Raw genomic sequence first — 15,578 nt, forward strand, 5'->3', positions numbered from 1 at the left:
CTTTCGTCTTAGTTTCCTGTGACGAAACTTTCGTTAAAGTCCTCGTCAAATGACCAGAAGTGTCAACAATAAAAATAGAATCCAATAAGACCACTTACCGAGAGTTAGAGGATGCTGCAATGACCTATCATGCAGAGTACACCCAGTCAGTTGAGGCCCCCGAAGCGTTCTGGGCGGAGAAAGCGGCCGACCTGCCCTGGTTCAAGAAACCGGAGCAGATCCTGTCCAGGGATGAGAACGGTATCGATCGCTGGTTCGCCGACGGTGAGATGAATACAGCCTATATGGCACTGGACCACCATGTAGAGAATGGCCGTGCAGATCAGCCGGCGGTTATCTACGATTCTCCTGTTGCCAACAGCAAGCGGGTGCTGACCTATCGCGAGATGCGCGACCAAGTTGCGAAGTTTGCCGGTGTACTCAAGGCACAGGGCGTTGAAAAGGGTGACCGTGTTGTCATCTATATGCCGATGGTGCCGGAAGCGCTGATCGCCATGTATGCCGTTGCACGCCTGGGTGCGATCCACTCGGTTGTGTTTGGTGGCTTTGCCCCGCACGAGCTTGCGGTACGTATCGAAGATGCCGAGCCCAAGGTGATCGTGACGGCTTCCTGCGGTATCGAAGTCTCCAAGGTCATTGAATACAAGCCGATGCTGGATGAAGCAATCAAGCAATCGGTGCACAAGCCTGATGCCTGTGTTGTCCTGCAGCGCCCGCAGGCGAAAGCCGAGTTGATTGAAGGTCGTGACCTGGATTGGGAAGCGGCGGTAGCCGCAGCTGAGCCGGCGGACTGTGTACCGGTCAAGGGTACCGATCCTCTGTATATCCTCTATACCTCTGGTACTACCGGCAAGCCGAAGGGTGTGGTGCGTGACAATGGTGGTCATGCCGTGGCGCTGAACTACTCAATGAAAGCGATCTACAACATCGACGCAGGGGATGTGTTCCTGGCGGCATCCGATGTAGGTTGGGTCGTGGGACACTCCTATATCGTTTACGCTCCGCTGCTGGCTGGCGCTACCACCATCGTGTATGAAGGCAAGCCGGTACGTACGCCGGATGCCGGCGCTTTCTGGCGCCTGTGTGACGAGTACAAAATCAAGGCAATCTTTGCGGCACCGACCGCTTTCCGTGCCATCAAGAAGGAAGACCCGGAAGGGCTGGAGATCGGCAAGTACGATCTCAGCAACCTGGAAATCATCTTCATGGCCGGTGAGCGTCTGGATCCGCCGACCTACCACTGGACGGTCGAGAAAACCGGTAAGCCGGTCATCGATCACTGGTGGCAGACTGAAACCGGCTGGGCAATCTGCGGCAACCTGATGGGTATCGAGGCCAAGGAGCCCAAGCCGGGTTCTGCAACCCTGCCGATTCCGGGTTTCAACGTCCAGATTCTGGACTCTGAAGGCAACGAACTGCCGGCGGGTGAGCAGGGCTCGATCGCGATCAAGCTGCCATTGCCGCCTAGCTGTCTGCCGACCATCTGGAATAACCACGAGCGGTTCCGTACCGGTTACCTGTCCGACTTCCCGGGCTACTACACCTCCGGTGACGGTGGTTACAAGGATGAAGACGGTTATGTGTTCATCATGGGACGCACCGATGACGTGATCAACGTAGCGGGTCACCGCCTATCTACCGGTGAGATGGAAGAGATTGTTGCTGACCATCCGGCGGTAGCTGAATGTGCGGTAATCGGCATCAATGACAGTCTGAAAGGCCAGGCACCAGTTGGTTTGGTGCTGCTGAAGGACGGTGTTGATATCGATGAAGAGGAGCTGGAAAAAGAGCTGATCGCCATGGTGCGCAAGGAGATCGGCCCGATCGCATGCTTCAACAAGGCGATGGTTGTGCAGCGTCTGCCGAAAACCCGCTCCGGGAAGATCCTGCGCAAGCTGATGCGTCAGATCGCGGATGGTCAGGAATACACTGTGCCTTCCACCATCGATGACCCGAGCAGTCTGGCAGAGATTGAAGCGCTGATGGATGAGCGCGGGCTGGTACAGCGTGGTTGATTAGTACCCAGGTGGTGAAAAACAAAAAAGGCAGCTTTGGCTGCCTTTTTGCGTTCTGATACAACCCGGTTCATGCCGTACGATGTGCCAACACCCAGCGGCTGATAAAAGTGCCAACCACAAAAGCGGCGACGACCGTCAGGATATCGCTGTCAGCAAAACTCAGTGACGTGATCATGGGGCCAGGACAGTAGCCGGCCAGCCCCCAGCCGATGCCGAAGATTATGCCGCCAATCACGATGCGCTTGTCAATTTCGGTTTTGGTTGGCAGGCGGAAGTACTCGGCCATCAGCGGGCGTCCGCGTTTGAGAATGAAAGGCGTAACGATCAGATTGACAATCAGGCCACCAGCCATCACGAAGGCGAGCGATGGATCCCAGGTTCCGGCAAAATCAAGGAAGTTGATCACCTTCGCCGGATCGATCATTTGTGCAACCGATAGTCCGAGTCCAAACAGGGTGCCAGCAAAGAGTGCGGGCAGTAAGCGAAAAGCAGATGACATATCAGGCGACTCCGATCAGGTGGCGGGTGATATAAACAGTTACGATAGCGCTGGCCATAAAGCATAGTGTTGCCACCAGTGAGCGGGGGCTCCTCCGTGCGAGGCCGCAGATACCGTGACCGCTGGTGCAGCCGGTGCCTATTTGGGTCCCTATGCCGACCAGCAGCCCACCCAGAATCAGCATGGGCTTGCTGACGACGGCCTGAATCTGTTCAACGTTCGCGCCCAGACCAATTGCCTGATAGATAAGACCACCCAATACCAATCCGATCACAAACACCAGACGCCAGCTGATATCGTCCTTTGCTTCCGGGTAGATGATGCCACCGGCTATGCCCGAGATACCGGCGACACGACCTTTGGCATACAGCAGAAAAGCGGCAGAAAGGCCGATGAGCGCGCCCCCCAGCAGTGCTGGAAGAGGGGTGAAGTTTACAATCATCATGGATTTCTTGTCCTTTATTAGTTAATGCTCATATATTAACCAGCATGCCTCATGGAAACAATAGCGGCATGAAACAACAGAATGGTGCAGGGTGAAGGTTATACTGATAATGTTAAACATTAATAATTGAGCCTAACTGATTGTTAAATGGAAACTATACCCACTGCCATACCGCTGTTTGATGCGGTGGAATACCTCGAGGAAGGCAATGCGCAGGTCAATGAATACCTGGCCTCGCTGACTCTGCATCGGCTGGATGATGCCGCTTTTGTCTATGAGTATTCGGTTGACTGGTTGCTTGAACAGCGTACGAGCGAGAACAATTTCAAAACCTATCGATCTGAGCTGACCACCTTTCTGTATTGGTGTTTTGAAATTGAAAAGACAAGCCCGCTCGAAGTTACCCGGCGCAGCCTGTTCCGCTATGTAGAGTTTTGCCGACAGCCACCGGATGAGTTGATTGCCTATTTCAACACGGCGCAGTTCAAGACCCACAAGGAAACCGGCGAGCGCTACCCGAACCCGGTTTGGCGGCCATTTCTGGGGCGGCGACAGGAGGGTGAGATACTGCCTTACCGGTTGAGCGAGCAGGCGTTGCGAACCAAACTGGCGATTCTGTCTGCCTACTACAGCTACCTGATCGATGAAGAATTGACTGAGCGTAACCCGGCACGTCAAATCCTCAAAAGCGGCATCTTCAAGGCTGGCAGCCAATTTCAGGCAAGTGGCGAGGATAACGAGAACAGCAAGGCATTCAGTGAGCTGCAATGGTCATATGTGATGGGTGTAGCACGCCAGTTGGCTCAGGATGAGCCAGAGCTGCATGAGCGCACGCTGTTTCTGCTCAGTTTGATGTACGGCTGTTATCTGCGTATATCAGAGGTCTCGGCGCGTCCGGGGTTTGCACCGATCATGGGGCAGTTCCGGCGTGACAGCCAGACCGGAATATGGAGCTATCAGATCCCGCGCAGCAAGGGGGGCAAGCAGCGCAGTGTCGCAGTATCCAAAGCGTTGCTCGCCGCTCTCAAACGCTACCGTCGCCACTTGGGCCTGACTGAATTGCCGCCTCCGGGCGATGAAACACCACTGTTTACTCGACATCGACCCGCGGGACGAGGCCGAGATGCCGGCATCCGAAATGCCAACCTGGGCATACGCCAGATTCGAGAGCTTCTGGATGATCTATTTGCGCGAGCCGCCATGCTGGCGGAGGCTGAGGGGTTCATCGAAGATGCCAGCGAGATCAGGCAGATGACATCTCATAGTCTTAGGCATACGGGTATTACACATGACATCAACCTGAACCAGCGTCCGTTATCGCATGTGCAGGCCGATGCCGGGCATGACAGTATCGATACGACATCCCGTTACCTGCATACCAGCCGTGTGGAACGTCATGAATCAGCGGCAGGCAAGAAGCTGGATCGGCTGCAGGAGTTGGAAGCGCATGAATAATGACAACAGGGGCGCTCGCACATACTACGCTTAAGCATAAACTGCGAAGGAAGTGCGGAGCGGAAAATGTCAGTACTGAAGTCTCTATTGTTCACCCTTTTTGCAACCCTGACCCCATTCATGGCAACCGAAGCTGCAGAGGTAAAAGGGAAGCAGATATATGCCGTCTATTGGCGTGGCTGTGAAGAGTCCTGCCAAGGGTTCAAGGACTACCTCGAAAAGCACCTGCCTGGAACCGAGTTGATCATTCGGGATGCAGCGCGCCAGAGAGAGCGATTGGCCGAATTTCTGGCGGAAGCCAGAGCAATACAACCGGATCTGATTCTGTCATGGGGGACCAGTGTCAGCCTGGCGCTGGCAGGGCGCATGAGCGAGCTGGGTGATGATCGCTTCAATCATGAAATACCACAGATATTTACTATCGTGGCAGACCCGGTGGGTGCGGGTATCGTAAACAGCCTGGATTACTCGGGTCGGCCCAACCTGACAGGCACCCTTAACCGAGTGCCGGAAAGGGTGAATATCAATGCAATGCGTACATACTTGCCCTCATTCAAGCGGCTGGGGCTGATCTACAACACCAATGAACCCAACTCGGTATTGAAAAAGGAAGAGCTGGCCGAGTTGGCGCCGAGCATGGGGATTGACCTGGTTGCGTTGGAGCTGGCGCTGGATGAAGAAGGTCAGCCAGTGGCTAAAGATATACCTGAAAAGATTAAGGCGCTTAAGCGCAGTGATGTCGACTTTCTTTATCTGGGGTCCAGCTCGTTTCTTGATACGCACCGTGATCTGTTGGCGGCATCAGCGCTGCAGCAGGAAATTCCACTGTTCAGCCCCTATGAACGCCTGGTACGAGAATCCAGTGCCTTGATGTCCGTGTCGGCACGCTATTATGACGTCGGGCAGCTGGCGGGCGAACTGGCACGAAAAATCCTGATTGAAAAAATCCCTCCGGGTGATATCCCGATTCAACGAATGAAGAATTTTGCGTATGTCGTGAATATGGAGACGGCTCGCAGGCTGGGAATCTTTCCGTCCGTAGAGATGCTGCAGTTCATAGAAACAGTTAATGATTAAGCCTGGTGTAATCCATCAAGATGTTTGCGTGCCATCAGTATGCCGGCAGCACCCAGTGCCAACCAGCTGCTGATCGTCGCCATGGCCACTGGATAGCCGTGCTGACTGCTCAGCAAGGCGATCAAAACAAGTCCTGCCAGGCTACCGGCACGCTCGATGGATCTCAGGCTACTGAGGATAGAGTCGTTGCCCAGGTGCCGCAACTCATGCTCTGCCAACGATAATGCAAGCGAGACTTCGGGGTCACGAATCAGGGCCAGGCCAACCCCGGCAGCAATCGCGGCACTGGCAATTGACCAAAATGTAGGCCATGCGGCCGCTGCAGCCAGGGCCACTGATGAAATAATAAGACCGATGAGCGTTTTCTCCCAATCATTTAAACAGGGTGAAAGCAGTCGAGGAGCAACTGCACTCAAGATCAGAATGATCAGATAGAACAGCATCAGGGTGCGTCCAATATCCGCAGCCGAAGCCCCAAGCGCGTCCAGCTGGAGGGCAAGTAAAAAAGCAATAAAGGCCTGTACCAGTACATTGGACGGAATTGCCACGCAGGCCACCAACAGGCAGAAGCGAATGCTTTGCATGGGTTGCCAGATCTTAATACGCAAGGAGCGGGGCGTGTGCTCGGGTTGCTGATGCCTGGGGAGTAGCAGGCTAACGAGAATACCTGCAATCATGATTCCTGCTCCCCCAATGGCGAATACAGATGAAGCACCCAATCGGTCAGCAAGGATTCCGCCGACAGCCGCGCCAGTGAATATGCCACTGAATAGTGCGCTGGTGAAAAAACCTAAAGCCTGGCCGCGCATGGATTTTTGTGCGATATCCAGGGTGTAGTCCTGGCAAGTCAGTGTAGCAAGTGCAAAAGTCAGCCCGGCAAGTGCGCGATAGACTGTCAGCTCTGCAACGGTTGTAGATGACCAAAGGCCGAAATAGGCAAAGAGACCCAGGGCTGTAGACCAGAGCAGCAAAGGCTTGTGACCGATACGAGTGAGCAGGGGGCGAACGAAGGGAGAGATCAGCGTGATTGCAAGCAGGTAGCCGGCCAATGGCAGGCTGATGGCCAGTGTGCCGTCCAGCCAGTCGAACGCATTATGCAAGGTGCGTGTATAGACCGGCAGAAATGAAATCGAAAGTGCGTCGACGCCGGCAAACAAGAAAACCGGCAGGCGAATATCATTCAAATATGCAAACTGAAGAATTCTTGGGGGGCAGGCATTTTTAAGCAAAGGTGCTGCCGTGACGGCTATTTGTTCTGCTCGCTGAGACAGAAAGCGGGCCGCCCGGTCAATTTCACTGCGTCTGTTTTGGTTCAAACGTACAGAAAAGTCGCCTTGCGCCTGGTGGCTGACCAGATAATCAAGGCGGTTGAACGGACCGGTGAGTGAGGTACTGAATGTGACGACAAGTACCTGAGAAGCCAGCAGTATGGCGACAAGAATGATGACACTCAGGTCAAGGAGCACATCACGAAACTGCAAAGTGAAATAATGAGGATTGGCCTTGATCAGTATTTCACCAATCTGTTGCCGGCCATCTGTGATCGGAAGAGCCGGAAGTTCGTGCGAGTCAATTGACCAAAAGCTGCTTTGTTTGAGAGCGCCGGCTTCAGTGAGGAGATGGTCGCTCGCGATACCAAAGTAAGAAACCTCTGGAAAATAGCTAAGTAACTCATTGAAATAATGATTTGTTCCGACAAGTTTTTCCAGGGGTATGCCTGCACTGACTGCGCGCTGGATATCGGCATTCACAATGGCGCCAATGAGTTCAAGTCGGGCTGACTGTTCAGGCTCGAATGATTTCTGTGTTTCGTGGTATGCATAGAAGCCGAAACTGAGCACTGCCGCCAGGAGCAGCACGGCTATGCTGGGTGATAGGTGGCGGATCATCGAATAAGCCAGGGAGTTGTGCTGAGGATACACAGTAACGAACGGGGTACCGGCTTCGTTACTCACACTTGTATTGTGTTGTCGATAGTGTGCTTCGGCCTGAGCCAACTTCTGATACAGGTCAGGTATGACTTTGGCAAACAAGCCACAGTTCATATTACGTGGGGGGAAAGGAAAGGGGGCTTCAACCGTTAAAACTGAGAACTGATGCAATAATTCGAGGATCTGGTTGTAGCCTCGGCTGGCATCCCTGAGCTTTAAGTACAGCAGAAGCCAGGCCATAGTGGCAAAAAAAGCCCAGATAACCAGACCGCCAAGGATCAGCTGATAGGACAGTGACTGGCTAATGGCATGGAAGCGCTGCTTGGAATACGACACCAGGATTGCACCGACCAGAGTTCTATCAGATGCGCGAAGATTGATGCCACTGAACAAAACGTCATCTGTTTCGTGCGTCCAGCTGCGAGTACTGTCGCGCATAGTGCGCAACATGGAAGCATGCAGAGTCTGACGCTTGGTTGGCGGCGAACTGCCGCTTAAGCGGCCAGTATTGTCGATGATCCAGATACGCGGTGCATTTGGATCCGTCCCTCGGGCTCGATCAAGTAGTACCTGGGAGTTACGTAGCATAGACACCGGAAGACCGATATCGATCGCTGGCTGGAAATTGCTCGCGGCTGACTGAGCAACGACTGCCAGGCGCTGTTTGATCAAGGCCGCCAGGATAGCGTCGTGCTGCAGGCTGATTAGAACCCCCAGAATACCCAACATGAAGCCAATGATGACTGAAACACTCAGCCAGCTGCGCCAGATAATCGACATAAAGAAAACCGGTCACATGATCCTTGGTATGTACAAGTATAGGCTTGCGGCAAATCGTTATGACGGTGATTGCAAAAGTGATTACGCATGACTGATTAGCTGGACACTTGTTTGATGAGCATTGAAATATGCGAAGCATTCGGACTTGGTGAAACAGCATGTGAATTGGTGCAGAAACACATGGTTATAATGGTGCCGATAAATCAGGTTATCGGCACTGAGCGCAGTTACTGATGGAACCCGAGAGTGCCCTTGGAAAGCCTGCTTTAAGGCTCCCTAATCTCCATCACTATAAGTTCGCATAATGTATATTATGTTAAATACGGTATTTGAATAATCATGATAGCACCAGGTATTTCATATGTAACCGCCACTCGATCAGTCTTTTCTTACTACACGATTATAAGCCTCACTTGTTTCTGACAGCTTCCTAATGAACGGTTTCATTCGTGTCAGGCAGATGCTCAAGGAGCTTGCGCATCTCGCTGGCTGGCCACAGGCATTCGCTTTTCTTCATCCCCTTGGTGCGACATGGTCGTTCGCACAGGCTGGCTGATAATGAATACGGGCTCAGGTCCATGATGTCGGTGCCATCCCAAGTATAGGATTCAAGGTCTATAACCTTAGTGCGCAATGAGGCCTGGACTGATCGGCTACATTGAGTGTCAAAGCTCAATTCACTTATATGGCCGGTAGCACGTGAAATCAGCTTATCCGGAAACCCCAGTTTGAACATGGTGTTAGCCAGCACGTCCTTGAACCTGAGTGTCAGCGCCTGGAGTTCTTCCTGCATCACGCCTGTCAGTACCAGGCTGAATCGAGTCTGATCATGAGTGAATACCAGGCATTGTCGTTGCTGAATCGTAATAATACTGGCGTGCCAGTCGCCCAATGCTGATGAGGCTTCTTCAGGTGAGCTGGCTAATATGACTCCAGCATTGATCAGTTTGTCAGACAGTTTCTTGGTAACGTGGATTCTCATTTGTTTGTTTAACCTATTGATAGATAGGCTTCATGCATCAAGTGTTCTTTAAAAACCATGCATGCTTGTGCGAGGACTGGTATATGCCATTAGCGGGGTGCAGCCGGGTGTTGCTGATAACCCCCTTAAACAGTCATCCTTAGCAATGCTGCAGACATACCCACCTGCCCTCCTTTTTCCGCTGCGGGGTTGCGTAATGCCGTTATCCAGGAGGGTGCATGGAGGCGTGGGCTTATGCTCGATAAACATCCGCAGGACTGTCGAGGTAATTGCAGATCAGGCCAGGATGCAGCTCTACCAGCTCGCTGGTCAGCTCTGATTGCACCACAAACATCTGGTGGCATGGTGATAAATCGGTCTTGGCGAGAACTTCATACAATCGTCCTCGCGTCAGAACCTTATGGTTATGATCGATCAGGTCCGCTTCGACCTGGATCAGGCTGCCGATCGGGATCGCTTTCCATAGCTGATGGGATTCCAATACCATCTCCGTCCCGATGTCGATGATTTCGGGGCTGAGCGCACACATGGAATGTCACCTGCTGCTGCTGGGTCTTGTTCAGTATAGCCTACACGGTGGTGTCAGGCCTGAATGATGCCGCTGCGCAATGCCAGGTGGATGATTTCCGAACCGTTGTTGAGCTTGAGCTTGCGCAGGATGTTGGCGCGGTGGGCGTGAACGGTTTTCGGGCTCAGGAATACAGTTTCTGCAATGGCGTTGACGCTGCGTCCTTCGGCCAGCAAGGTGAAGATCTCCAGCTCGCGACGGGTGAGCTGGGATATGGGTGAGCACTCTGCCCCTCCCTCGGCATCCTGAGTGATCTGCTCACTTACGGAGGGAGAGAAGTATTTGCGTCCGGCATAGACCTCACGGACAGCGTGAACCAGTTCGTTCTGGGCGCAACGCTTGGTAACGTAACCTTGTACTCCTGCCTCAGCAACACGGAGTGGATAAGGGCTGGCTTCCCAGATGGTAAGTACAAGAATGCGAGCGGCAGGGTCGTTTAGCATGATGCGCTTGATGGCATCCAGTCCGCCGGTGGTTGATGATGCCTCCGGGTTGTCCTGGTCGGCAGGCATGGCCAGATCCATCACGACGACATCCGGTCTTATGTTGCGATATAGGTCCACGGCCTGGCTACCGTTCTCAGCCTCGGCCACAATTTCCATATCCGCCTCCTTAAGCAGCATGTGCTGGAAACCGGCGCGTACAATCGAGTGATCGTCTACCAGCAGGATACGGATCTTGTTGTTCATGGTGGGGCCTCTTGTGCTAGACACTGAACAGGTTAACAGATTGATGTTAACTCCACATTCAGGCCGTCTTACCCTTTGGTCTAGTTGTTTCGAAATTCGGCGCCGCGATAGACGCCTGAGGTATCCAGATCGACCGCCTCAGCCGACAATCCGCTGCCGTCATCGAGGTGGGCCGGTACCGCGACCAGGTCATCGCTGAAGCCGATTAGCCTGATTCCTTCTTTCTCACAGTGCGCGAGGACTTTCTCCAGGGCTCGCAGAACGGCTTCCTGGCGGTCATTGAATCGATCTGACTGACTGCTGTCTCGGCGTTTGTGGCTTGTTACGGAGCGTTGGACGTACTCTGATTTATCAAGTAGCTGAATGGTCAGTCCGGGAAGTTTTTCACGAACCAGAATGGCTTTGGCAACTTCGAACAGCCCTGAATCAGTGCAGCTTATCACATCTCCGTAACGGCATGCCTTGAGGCGCTCCGTTATGTCCTTGATTTTGGCGTCGGACTCTAGGTAAAACTCCATAAAAACATGACCCTGCAGCTGTAATTAAGGGCTATACATTAATTGATGAGCGAATCAGTTCCGTGTCTTGTAGGCCGCATTTTCCTTGCTAAGTTGATCATTCTGACGACGCAGACGTTGCAACTCTTCTTCCTGAATTCGTGAACGCACACGAAGTTCAATCATTGCTTCATCATGCATGCCCTGATGGCTGCCGAGTTTCTCCAGTCGCTTGATTTCGTACTGTGCCTGATCACGCTCCATACAGAGTCGGATCTGCTGCTCTTCAAGTTCGAGAATACGCTTTTCCAGTGCATGTTTATCGTCACCCAAGCGTTCGCACCGTTCAAGCAGGCGTGCGTTCTGTTTCTGGGCCTCCAATAGGGCCGCCTCTCCTCCGGAGCGCTGTGCATCTGCTGACTGGCGAAGCTCGGCCTGCTGGCGCTCGATTTCGGCGCGTTGCTGGTTGAAGCGGTGCTCGGCATAAGCCAGGGCGCGGTTCCAGGTCTGGTTGGCCAGTTGTACGACGGGCTCCGGGAGTTCAGGGTGCTCGTTGCGTCGCTGTACCCGCTCTGCGAGAGTATGCCACCAGTCGTTCAAGGCGCGATTGATGGTTGTCAGGCTGCCGGTACCTAGTCGCTCTCGAACATTCTGTTGCGTCGGGCGGATGCCTTCTTCCAGCAGTTTGTCGGCCACCTCAATGGCGCGGCTGTGAGTATCGTTCTTTCTGGCCATGCGGTACTCAATATGTATGATTAATACGTATCAATAGGTTTGTATTGGTATTTAACGCCCTATCATGCTTTTCCGCAAGTGGCGGTATTGCAAAGACTTCCCTGGCGAGCGATTTCATCTAATATGACAATAAAGTGGCAAAGGAGAATTTCAGATGCCGATTAGAATCGCGATTAATGGTTATGGTCGTATTGGCCGCAATATTCTGCGCGCACTGTTTGAAAGCGGGCGTCAGGAGGAGTTTCAGATCGTTGCCATCAATGACCTGGGTGACGCCTCCATTAGTGCGCACCTGACTCAGTTTGACTCGGTCCATGGTCGCTTCATGTGGCCTGTCAGTACCGCTGACGGTTATTTGCTGGTCGGGGAGTATCGCATTCCCATGCTGCAGCAATCGGATCCGCATGCTCTCCCCTGGCGTGATTATGATGTCGATATCGTGCTTGAATGCACGGGGCGCTTTACATCACGCGAACAAGCCAAGGTCCATCTGCAGCAAGGTGCGCGAAAGGTATTGGTTTCAGCCCCCGCCAAAGGTGCGGATGCAACCATAGTGTTTGGTGTTAATGAGGCAGCATTGACCAATGATGATCAAGTGGTATCCAACGCGTCCTGTACCACCAACTGCCTTGCGCCCATGGCGAAGGTGCTTAACGAAGGGCTTGGGATTACGCAAGGATTGATGACCACCATCCATGCCTATACCAATGACCAGCACCTGACCGATGTTTACCACACGGACCTGTATCGTGCCCGTGCAGCAGCCCTGTCGATGATTCCCACCAAGACCGGTGCCGCAAAGGCTGTGGGGCTGGTGCTGCCCGAGCTCAACGGAAAGCTTTCAGGCTTGGCTGTGCGGGTGCCGACGGCCAATGTCTCCCTGGTGGACCTGACGTTTACTGCTACGCGCGAGACTTCAGTTGAGGAGGTGAACGCGCTGATGCGACAGGCTGCGGAAACCCGGATGAAGGATATTATCGAATATAACGATACGCCGCTTGTATCCGTCGATTTCAACCATCACAGTGCGTCCTGTATCTTTGATAGCCTGCAAACTCAGGTTGCAGGCTCCATGGTGAAAGTATTCGCCTGGTATGACAACGAATGGGGATTCTCTAACAGAATGCTGGATACCGCGGCCTGTATGGCTCGGCTTTAATTGACAAGGGCGCGCATTGATTATTGACTTTCTATCATCAGAGAGTCACAATGCGCGCTTAACGCATTGATTAAAAAGGCCCTGCTTTTTTACAGCGTCTCCTCCAGCCCGGATGGTGAAATTGGTAGACACAAGGGATTTAAAATCCCTCGGCCTTTGGCTGTACCGGTTCGAGTCCGGTTCCGGGCACCAAATGATACACAGTATCGCGCTACGCCTTTTTTCTCATTTTCGATATCTGTTCATTCTCTCTTGTCGGTAGCAACGGGCTGCCAGGTTTGATCAATATGACCGATACTTGTGATGTCTCTGCTTTTCTGATGAGTTTAGAGCTCGAGCAGCTGGAAAGTATTAAGTTGAAACTCGAGCAGACCTTAAAACAACAGCAGGAAGAAAAACAAAAGCTGCAACAAGAGCAGCGAAACCGCCCGAAACTCCCCCCCACCTTCCACGATCTTGATGCACTTGCAGCCAATACCGGCCTTGACCTTAGCGGCCTTATCAAAGACATAAAACGTCGCAGTTGATGCAGCTCCCCTATTGGTCTTCAGGCCTGGTGCCTTTATAATCTCGCCATCGCAGGAGAGTGGCTGGTTGTCATACCATCCCGCCGAAGGCGCAAACTCCCATAATCGCTCAGGCTCATGTACTGCGATATCAACTGAATACGTCGACTGGAGAGAGATTGGTCAGCGACCAGTCCACCGAAGGGGCAATGCAGTTATCTGCACAAACTCTCAGGTAACCGGACAGAGGGAGAGGCGAAATTCACCCATCAGGGAGGTGTTTTCGTGCTCACCTATATCTACCTTATCGCTATCACTGCTGAAGGCATGTCAGGCGCGCTTGCTGCCGGCCGTCGTAATATGGATGTCTTTGGTGTCGGCGTGATCGCCTTCATCACTGCTCTGGGTGGCGGCACTATACGCGACATACTGCTGGGCAACTTCCCGGTCTCCTGGACGCAACACCCCTCCTATATCTATCTGACTGTTTCGGCCGGATTGACGACCATTCTCATCGCACGCTTCATGCATCATTTGCATAAACTTTTTCTCTTGCTTGATGCAATGGGGCTGATTGCCTTCACGATCATTGGCTGCAATGTTGCGCTCAGCCTGGAATACAACATGGCCGTTGTAGTAATGGCCGGGATGATAACGGGCATTTTTGGCGGAATCTTGCGTGATGTGCTCTGCCAGCGGGTACCGGTGGTGTTTCGTCATGAATTGTATGCCAGCGTTTCCTTGCTGGTTGCCCTGCTCTACCTGCAGCTGAATGCAATGGGACTGGATCAGGACATCAATATTGCAGCCTCGTTTGCCTTTGGCTTGAGCATTCGACTTGCGGCACTGTACTGGCGCTGGTCGCTACCGACATTCTGTTACGAGCCTGATCGCTGGAAATGAGCGTTTCCGATGGGTGCCTTTGGGTGCCCTTTTTGTAAATAGCACTATTCGCCGATAGAGCAATTACATAGAACCGCTGGATTGAGCATATATTTATACGCTACCGGAAGGGGTGAGTATTGTTAAATACTATTGCGGTAGCTTTACAGAAGATTGCGCCTTTGTTATACATGGCGCAAGGAGTGAAATGGAGGCTGGAGTCGGAATCGAACCGGCGTACACGGAGTTGCAGTCCGCTGCATGACCACTCTGCCATCCAGCCTCATACTGTTGAATTGGAGCGGGAAACGAGACTCGAACTCGCGACCCCGACCTTGGCAAGGTCGTGCTCTACCAACTGAGCTATTCCCGCTTTCAACAGTGGGGGGCACATTATAGATCTATGCGCCACTCTGTCAACAGGCATTTGAAAATGCCTCTTTGAACTCATTCAAACAGTCGACAAAACAAATACATAACTTTGTTTCGAGGTTATGTTTGATCTAATTACCTTTCAGGCAATCAGCTGAGTGAAATGGAGGCTGGAGTCGGAATCGAACCGGCGTACACGGAGTTGCAGTCCGCTGCATGACCACTCTGCCATCCAGCCTCACCATTGTCGAGTTGGAGCGGGAAACGAGACTCGAACTCGCGACCCCGACCTTGGCAAGGTCGTGCTCTACCAACTGAGCTATTCCCGCGCCTCAACAATGGAGCGTATTATAGAGAGATAAGTTTGCGTGTCAACTTTTTTACGAAAAAAATTACAAAAAACTGCTTAAATATTAACCACTTACTTATATGTCTTCGCTCAGGTGAGGCCATGCAGCACGAAGGTACACAACCATGGACCAAAGCGTCAGCAGCGCGGCACCATAGAGTGCAACGATGCCAGCCCAGGATAATGTTGAGTACAAGGGGGCTGCGATCAGCACCAGAATTGAAATCATCTGCAGGGTGGTTTTGATCTTGCCGATCATTGAAACTGCAACGCTTGCACGTTGGCCAAGCTCGGCCATCCACTCTCTGAGAGCGGAGATAACAATTTCACGTCCGATAATTATGATGGCTGGAATGGTAACGAGCGGTGAGGCGAAGGCTTCAACCAGCAGCACCAGAGCGGCCGCAACCATAAGCTTATCGGCTACCGGGTCGAGAAAGGCGCCAAAGGGTGAGCTTTGGTTCAGGCGACGAGCCAAGTAGCCGTCGAACCAGTCGGTAACAGCAGCAAGGCCAAAAATGCCGGAGGCAACCCAAGGGGCCCAGCTGTATGGCAAGTAATATATCAGTATGAAAACCGGTATCAGTACAATACGCAGCAGTGTAAGTAAATTGGGTATTTTGATTCTTAGCAA

At 52.6% G+C, this 15,578-nt stretch carries 15 protein-coding genes, 5 tRNA genes and 2 riboswitches; of the genes, 7 read left to right on the forward strand and 13 right to left on the reverse strand.

Annotated elements, in window-relative coordinates; genetic code table 11:
* The first annotated feature begins 74 nt into the window (after positions 1–74).
* On the forward strand, positions 75–2,015 hold the full coding sequence (locus ABD013_RS04610) for a propionyl-CoA synthetase (RefSeq protein WP_343803976.1): 1,941 nt from the start codon (positions 75–77) through the stop codon (positions 2,013–2,015).
* A 70-nt stretch (positions 2,016–2,085) separates the two neighbouring features.
* On the opposite strand, the gene ABD013_RS04615 is transcribed toward ABD013_RS04610, so the two are convergent.
* Positions 2,086–2,517 (reverse strand): DUF6691 family protein, encoded by a 432-nt coding sequence (locus ABD013_RS04615; protein ID WP_343802953.1) that lies wholly within the window; start codon positions 2,515–2,517, stop codon positions 2,086–2,088.
* A gap of 1 nt (position 2,518) precedes the next feature.
* A complete protein-coding gene (locus tag ABD013_RS04620; protein WP_343802956.1) occupies positions 2,519–2,962 on the reverse strand; it encodes a YeeE/YedE family protein in 444 nt (147 codons plus the stop codon).
* A 147-nt stretch (positions 2,963–3,109) separates the two neighbouring features.
* Between ABD013_RS04620 and ABD013_RS04625 the strand changes: the two genes are divergently transcribed.
* Positions 3,110–4,417, forward strand: a complete 1,308-nt coding sequence (locus ABD013_RS04625; protein ID WP_343802959.1) for a tyrosine-type recombinase/integrase — start codon at positions 3,110–3,112, stop codon at positions 4,415–4,417.
* Between the two features lie 66 nt (positions 4,418–4,483).
* A complete protein-coding gene (locus ABD013_RS04630; protein ID WP_343802962.1) occupies positions 4,484–5,494 on the forward strand; it encodes an ABC transporter substrate-binding protein in 1,011 nt (336 codons plus the stop codon).
* On the opposite strand, the gene ABD013_RS04635 is transcribed toward ABD013_RS04630, so the two are convergent.
* The 6 genes from ABD013_RS04635 to ABD013_RS04660 form a co-directional block, all read right to left on the reverse strand.
* Positions 5,491–8,205 (reverse strand): MFS transporter, encoded by a 2,715-nt coding sequence (locus ABD013_RS04635; protein ID WP_343802965.1) that lies wholly within the window; start codon positions 8,203–8,205, stop codon positions 5,491–5,493. The two genes, ABD013_RS04630 and ABD013_RS04635, sit on opposite strands and share 4 nt — an antisense overlap.
* Positions 8,206–8,635: 430 nt before the next feature.
* Complete coding sequence (locus ABD013_RS04640; RefSeq protein ID WP_343802968.1) at positions 8,636–9,187, reverse strand: DUF6933 domain-containing protein; 552 nt, start codon at positions 9,185–9,187, stop codon at positions 8,636–8,638.
* A gap of 232 nt (positions 9,188–9,419) precedes the next feature.
* Positions 9,420–9,716: a hypothetical protein gene (locus ABD013_RS04645; protein ID WP_343802971.1), complete on the reverse strand. Its 297-nt coding sequence runs from the start codon at positions 9,714–9,716 to the stop codon at positions 9,420–9,422.
* 53 nt (positions 9,717–9,769) lie between these two features.
* Entirely contained in the window at positions 9,770–10,444 is a 675-nt protein-coding gene (locus ABD013_RS04650) for a response regulator (protein WP_343802974.1), read from the reverse strand.
* 80 nt (positions 10,445–10,524) lie between these two features.
* Positions 10,525–10,962, reverse strand: a complete 438-nt coding sequence (locus ABD013_RS04655) for a response regulator (protein WP_343802977.1) — start codon at positions 10,960–10,962, stop codon at positions 10,525–10,527.
* 54 nt (positions 10,963–11,016) lie between these two features.
* A complete protein-coding gene (locus ABD013_RS04660) occupies positions 11,017–11,676 on the reverse strand; it encodes a DNA-binding protein (RefSeq protein WP_343802980.1) in 660 nt (219 codons plus the stop codon).
* Between the two features lie 154 nt (positions 11,677–11,830).
* Here ABD013_RS04660 and gap point away from each other — a divergent pair, with 154 nt between their 5' ends.
* The 4 genes from gap to ABD013_RS04680 all read left to right on the forward strand — a co-directional run bounded on the left by gap (position 11,831) and on the right by ABD013_RS04680 (position 14,244).
* Complete coding sequence (gene gap, locus ABD013_RS04665) at positions 11,831–12,835, forward strand: type I glyceraldehyde-3-phosphate dehydrogenase (protein WP_343802983.1); 1,005 nt, start codon at positions 11,831–11,833, stop codon at positions 12,833–12,835.
* 106 nt (positions 12,836–12,941) lie between these two features.
* Positions 12,942–13,027: transfer RNA gene (locus tag ABD013_RS04670), tRNA-Leu, on the forward strand.
* Positions 13,028–13,122: 95 nt separating this feature from the next.
* The gene (locus ABD013_RS04675; protein WP_343802986.1) at positions 13,123–13,362 is read left to right on the forward strand and encodes a hypothetical protein; all 240 of its coding nucleotides are present in this window, start codon (positions 13,123–13,125) and stop codon (positions 13,360–13,362) included.
* A 42-nt stretch (positions 13,363–13,404) separates the two neighbouring features.
* A riboswitch (glycine riboswitch) is annotated at positions 13,405–13,497 on the forward strand.
* Between the two features lie 2 nt (positions 13,498–13,499).
* A riboswitch (glycine riboswitch) is annotated at positions 13,500–13,598 on the forward strand.
* A 28-nt stretch (positions 13,599–13,626) separates the two neighbouring features.
* Positions 13,627–14,244, forward strand: a complete 618-nt coding sequence (locus tag ABD013_RS04680) for a trimeric intracellular cation channel family protein (RefSeq protein WP_343802989.1) — start codon at positions 13,627–13,629, stop codon at positions 14,242–14,244.
* Between the two features lie 188 nt (positions 14,245–14,432).
* Here ABD013_RS04680 and ABD013_RS04685 read toward each other — a convergent pair.
* The 5 genes from ABD013_RS04685 to pgsA form a co-directional block, all read right to left on the reverse strand.
* Positions 14,433–14,506 (reverse strand) — tRNA-Cys (locus tag ABD013_RS04685).
* 14 nt (positions 14,507–14,520) lie between these two features.
* A tRNA-Gly gene (locus ABD013_RS04690) sits at positions 14,521–14,596 on the reverse strand.
* Positions 14,597–14,759: 163 nt separating this feature from the next.
* A tRNA-Cys gene (locus ABD013_RS04695) sits at positions 14,760–14,833 on the reverse strand.
* A 15-nt stretch (positions 14,834–14,848) separates the two neighbouring features.
* Positions 14,849–14,924 (reverse strand) — tRNA-Gly (locus tag ABD013_RS04700).
* A gap of 96 nt (positions 14,925–15,020) precedes the next feature.
* Positions 15,021–15,569, reverse strand: a complete 549-nt coding sequence (gene pgsA, locus ABD013_RS04705) for a CDP-diacylglycerol--glycerol-3-phosphate 3-phosphatidyltransferase (RefSeq protein WP_343803979.1) — start codon at positions 15,567–15,569, stop codon at positions 15,021–15,023.
* Positions 15,570–15,578 lie beyond the last annotated feature (9 nt).

The sequence above is a fragment of the Marinobacterium maritimum genome (genome assembly GCF_039523155.1).
In the GTDB taxonomy this organism is placed as follows: Bacteria; Pseudomonadota; Gammaproteobacteria; order Pseudomonadales; family Balneatricaceae; genus Marinobacterium; species Marinobacterium maritimum.

Excerpts from the sequence above, each read along its gene's own strand:
- ABD013_RS04615 (WP_343802953.1), bottom strand. The coding sequence starts at position 2,517 with ATGTCATCTGCTTTTCGCTTACTGCCCGCACTCTTTGCTGGCACCCTG.
- ABD013_RS04620 (WP_343802956.1), bottom strand. The coding sequence starts at position 2,962 with ATGATGATTGTAAACTTCACCCCTCTTCCAGCACTGCTGGGGGGCGCG.
- ABD013_RS04625 (WP_343802959.1), top strand. The coding sequence starts at position 3,110 with ATGGAAACTATACCCACTGCCATACCGCTGTTTGATGCGGTGGAATAC.
- ABD013_RS04630 (WP_343802962.1), top strand. The coding sequence starts at position 4,484 with ATGTCAGTACTGAAGTCTCTATTGTTCACCCTTTTTGCAACCCTGACC.
- ABD013_RS04635 (WP_343802965.1), bottom strand. The coding sequence starts at position 8,205 with ATGTCGATTATCTGGCGCAGCTGGCTGAGTGTTTCAGTCATCATTGGC.
- ABD013_RS04640 (WP_343802968.1), bottom strand. The coding sequence starts at position 9,187 with ATGAGAATCCACGTTACCAAGAAACTGTCTGACAAACTGATCAATGCT.
- ABD013_RS04645 (WP_343802971.1), bottom strand. The coding sequence starts at position 9,716 with ATGTGTGCGCTCAGCCCCGAAATCATCGACATCGGGACGGAGATGGTA.
- ABD013_RS04650 (WP_343802974.1), bottom strand. The coding sequence starts at position 10,444 with ATGAACAACAAGATCCGTATCCTGCTGGTAGACGATCACTCGATTGTA.
- ABD013_RS04655 (WP_343802977.1), bottom strand. The coding sequence starts at position 10,962 with ATGGAGTTTTACCTAGAGTCCGACGCCAAAATCAAGGACATAACGGAG.
- ABD013_RS04660 (WP_343802980.1), bottom strand. The coding sequence starts at position 11,676 with ATGGCCAGAAAGAACGATACTCACAGCCGCGCCATTGAGGTGGCCGAC.
- gap (WP_343802983.1), top strand. The coding sequence starts at position 11,831 with ATGCCGATTAGAATCGCGATTAATGGTTATGGTCGTATTGGCCGCAAT.
- ABD013_RS04675 (WP_343802986.1), top strand. The coding sequence starts at position 13,123 with ATGACCGATACTTGTGATGTCTCTGCTTTTCTGATGAGTTTAGAGCTC.